At 32.5% G+C, this 3,192-nt stretch carries 4 protein-coding genes; all 4 read left to right on the forward strand.

The window, feature by feature from the left end; translation table 11 throughout:
* Nucleotides 1-136: 136 nt before the first annotated feature.
* The 4 genes from B3C18_RS13505 to B3C18_RS13520 all read left to right on the forward strand — a co-directional run bounded on the left by B3C18_RS13505 (nt 137) and on the right by B3C18_RS13520 (nt 3,001).
* Nucleotides 137-601, forward strand: a complete 465-nt coding sequence (locus B3C18_RS13505; protein ID WP_291147615.1) for a thioredoxin family protein — start codon at nt 137-139, stop codon at nt 599-601.
* Nucleotides 602-619: 18 nt separating this feature from the next.
* Nucleotides 620-1,801: a lycopene cyclase family protein gene (locus B3C18_RS13510; protein WP_291147617.1), complete on the forward strand. Its 1,182-nt coding sequence runs from the start codon at nt 620-622 to the stop codon at nt 1,799-1,801.
* Nucleotides 1,802-2,031: 230 nt separating this feature from the next.
* Nucleotides 2,032-2,463 (forward strand): ArsR/SmtB family transcription factor, encoded by a 432-nt coding sequence (locus B3C18_RS13515; RefSeq protein ID WP_291147619.1) that lies wholly within the window; start codon nt 2,032-2,034, stop codon nt 2,461-2,463.
* 127 nt (nt 2,464-2,590) lie between these two features.
* Complete coding sequence (locus tag B3C18_RS13520; RefSeq protein WP_056207398.1) at nt 2,591-3,001, forward strand: BrxA/BrxB family bacilliredoxin; 411 nt, start codon at nt 2,591-2,593, stop codon at nt 2,999-3,001.
* The last annotated feature ends 191 nt before the right edge of the window (nt 3,002-3,192 follow it).

The following is a 3,192-nucleotide window of genomic DNA, read 5'->3' on the forward strand; positions in this document are numbered from 1 at the left end:
GGAACTTAAAGAGCCATAGGCTCGGTTCATATTGTAGAGCTGGACTTTAGTCCAGTTTAATGGTTTGAAAAATTAACGAAAGAAAATCATATAATCCGTTCAATCTGTGTTAATCTGTGGACCAAAAAACAACAATATGAAAAAGCTATTTATAATATTCTTCTTCTTCGGAATAACTTCAACAGGATTCTGCCAGTTAAAAAGCAGAACTTTTGAGGAAGTAGATAGCTTGCAGCAAATTCAAAAACGAAAAATCATCGTTTTCATCCATACCGATTGGTGTCAGTTTTGCCAGCGAATGAAAACTACAACTTTCAAAAACCAGGAAATTACCGAAAAACTAAACTCCAATTTCTACTTCATTGATTTTAATGCTGAAGAAAAAAGAGATATTACGTTTAATAATCAGATATTTAAATACAAACCTTCAGGAAATAATGTGGGTGTTCATGAACTTGCTTTACAACTCGGAACTATTAACGATCAAATTGTTTATCCGGTTTTGTGCGTTTTGAATGAGAGAAACGAGATTATAGTACAGTACAGCAATTATTTGAGTCCAAAGGATTTTAGCCTTCTTTTAGAAAAATTGAAAGAATAAATTTTCTTATTTTTGAAAATGAATTCTTCGCAAATTAAACACTTCGATTACATTTTTACAGGAACTGGACTGGCATCTTTAATGACAGTTTATAAAATGGTTTTATCTAAAAATTTCTCTGATAAATCAATTTTGCTCTTAGATCAGGATTCGAAGAAAACAAATGACAGAACGTGGTGTTTTTGGGAAAAAGAAGATTCTATTTGGAACCCGATTATTTCTAAAAAATGGGATTTAGCATTATTTGCTAATGAAAACTTTAAACGATATCTTGAATTAAAACCTTATATCTATAATAAAATCGACGGATTAGATTTTTATGATTTCATTTTCGAAGCCATTTCAAATCAGCCGAATATTATTTTTTTAAATGAAAAAGTAACCGATATCAACGAACTCGAAACCCATGTTTTTGTTGGTACAGAAGAAAACAGATATACCTGCAATTATTTATTCAACAGCATTTATACCAAGGCTTTCGCCGAAAGTCAAAACAAATATCCCGTTTTGCAACAGCATTTCGTGGGCTGGTTTGTAAAATCAGAATCTGAAGTCTTCAATCCTGAAAAAGTTACTTTCATGGATTTTTCGGTAGAACAAAAAGGGAATACACGATTTATGTATGTTTTGCCAACTTCTGGAACCGAAGCTTTGGTTGAATATACTTTGTTTTCAGAAAAACTTCTTCCTACAGCAGAATACGAAAATGAAATTCAAAACTATTTACAAAAACTCGGAATATACCAATTTGAAATTATCGAAAAGGAGCAGGGAAGCATCCCAATGACTTCTTATCCATTTTGGAAGAAAAACACCAAACGAGTTTTAAACATTGGAACTGCCGGCGGATGGACAAAAGCGAGTACGGGCTATACTTTTAAAAATTCTGATAAAAAATCCTCAGAATTAGTAAAGTTTCTTAGTGATAATAGTTCTCACGAAATCACGGAATCGTTTAGTATGAAAGCGTTTCATAAAAAAAGCCGATTCTGGTTTTATGATTTATTGCTTTTAGATATACTGCATCGCCATAATGAATTAGGAAGTTCTATTTTTTCTTCTTTATTCAAAAAAGGGAATCCACAATTGATTTTTAAATTCTTAGATGAAGAAACCAATTTATTTGAAGAATTTCAAGTGATTCTAAAATGCCCAAAAGTGCCTTTTATAAAAGCATTATTTAGAGTTTTATTTAGTTAAGATAAAAACTCATCGTACATCAGTCTAAATCTTTAAAATCTGCGGGCCATCTTATTCTAATTTTTTTATCGCAATAAGTAGTGGATACTTTGAGAACTGTGATGTGATCGCATAAAGAAATACCGTATTATTTTATTTTTATGACTTTTTGAAGCGATTCAAAAGATGCCCTGCCAATTAATTTTGTATTTGAAAAATAACACAAATTCATTCATTAATTGAGAAGGATTATGGGAACGACAAAGAACTTAAAATTTGATATAGAAACAGAAGCAATAGGGAAAATCTGCAAGGCACTCGGTCACCCTACCAGAATTCAAATTATGACCCTTTTATGGAGAAAAGACAATAGAACTTGTGGCGAAATTGTTGATTTAATTCCGCTGGCACAATCCACAATCTCCAAACATTTACTGGAATTAAAAAAAGCAAATCTGGTTGAGGTGAAATATGAAGGAAAAAAAACGATATATTCTATAGAAATTGATAATATGGAAGTTCTTAAAAGATATGTTAGCAGCTATCTTTCAACCATTGAAATTTCTGAACAAGACAAGGAAACTGTTTTAACAACAAAACGTAAAATACGAGGCAGAAACAGGCATTTAAAACAATACAATTATCAATTTCCTGAGAAAAAAGTAAAACAATTGGCAGTTTAAATATTCTGAAATACAAGGCTTAGAATTTTATATCGAACTATAACAAAACTTTATACTTCAAATTAAGTAGTTGCGAGTAATCTTTGTAACTTTGCAGTTCAAAAGTAAAATTTAAAAGAATAAAAATATGTATCCAGAAGAAATGGTAAAACCAATGCAGGCTGAACTTACAGCTGCTGGGTTTCAAGATTTACATAGTGCCGAAGCTGTTGAGAATGCTATCAAAGCTGAAGGTACCACTTTAGTAGTTGTAAACTCTGTTTGCGGATGCGCTGCAAGAAATGCACGTCCGGGAGCAAAAATGAGTTTAGAAGGAGCTAAAAAACCAGATCACCTTATTACAGTTTTTGCTGGTGTTGACAAAGAAGCGGTTGATGCTGCAAGACAACATATGTTTCCTTTTCCTCCATCATCGCCATCTATGGCTTTGTTCAAAAACGGAGAATTGGTTCACATGTTAGAGCGTCACCACATCGAAGGTCGTCCAGCTGAATTAATCGCTGAGAATTTGCAAGATGCGTTTAACGAATTCTGTTAATTCTTAAGTAGTTGCTGAGGTTCTAAGGTTTAGGCTCATAGCAGCAAAGGTACATAGGTACAAAGATTTAAAAGAGGGCTGTTTCAATTTTGAAACAGCCCTCTTTTCATTTTATATGTTTCCTTGTTCCGTAGGAACATTTTATCGGTAGAAAATTATATTGTTATCATATTTACGTTCCGTAGGAACGT

It is taken from the genome of Flavobacterium sp. UBA7680 (assembly GCF_002482975.1).
Lineage (GTDB): Bacteria > Bacteroidota > Bacteroidia > Flavobacteriales > Flavobacteriaceae > Flavobacterium.

Bases quoted from the DNA above. Each gene is read 5' to 3' on its own strand.
- B3C18_RS13510 (WP_291147617.1), top strand. From the start codon at position 620: ATGAATTCTTCGCAAATTAAACACTTCGATTACATTTTTACAGGAACT.
- B3C18_RS13505 (WP_291147615.1), top strand. From the start codon at position 137: ATGAAAAAGCTATTTATAATATTCTTCTTCTTCGGAATAACTTCAACA.
- B3C18_RS13520 (WP_056207398.1), top strand. From the start codon at position 2,591: ATGTATCCAGAAGAAATGGTAAAACCAATGCAGGCTGAACTTACAGCT.
- B3C18_RS13515 (WP_291147619.1), top strand. From the start codon at position 2,032: ATGGGAACGACAAAGAACTTAAAATTTGATATAGAAACAGAAGCAATA.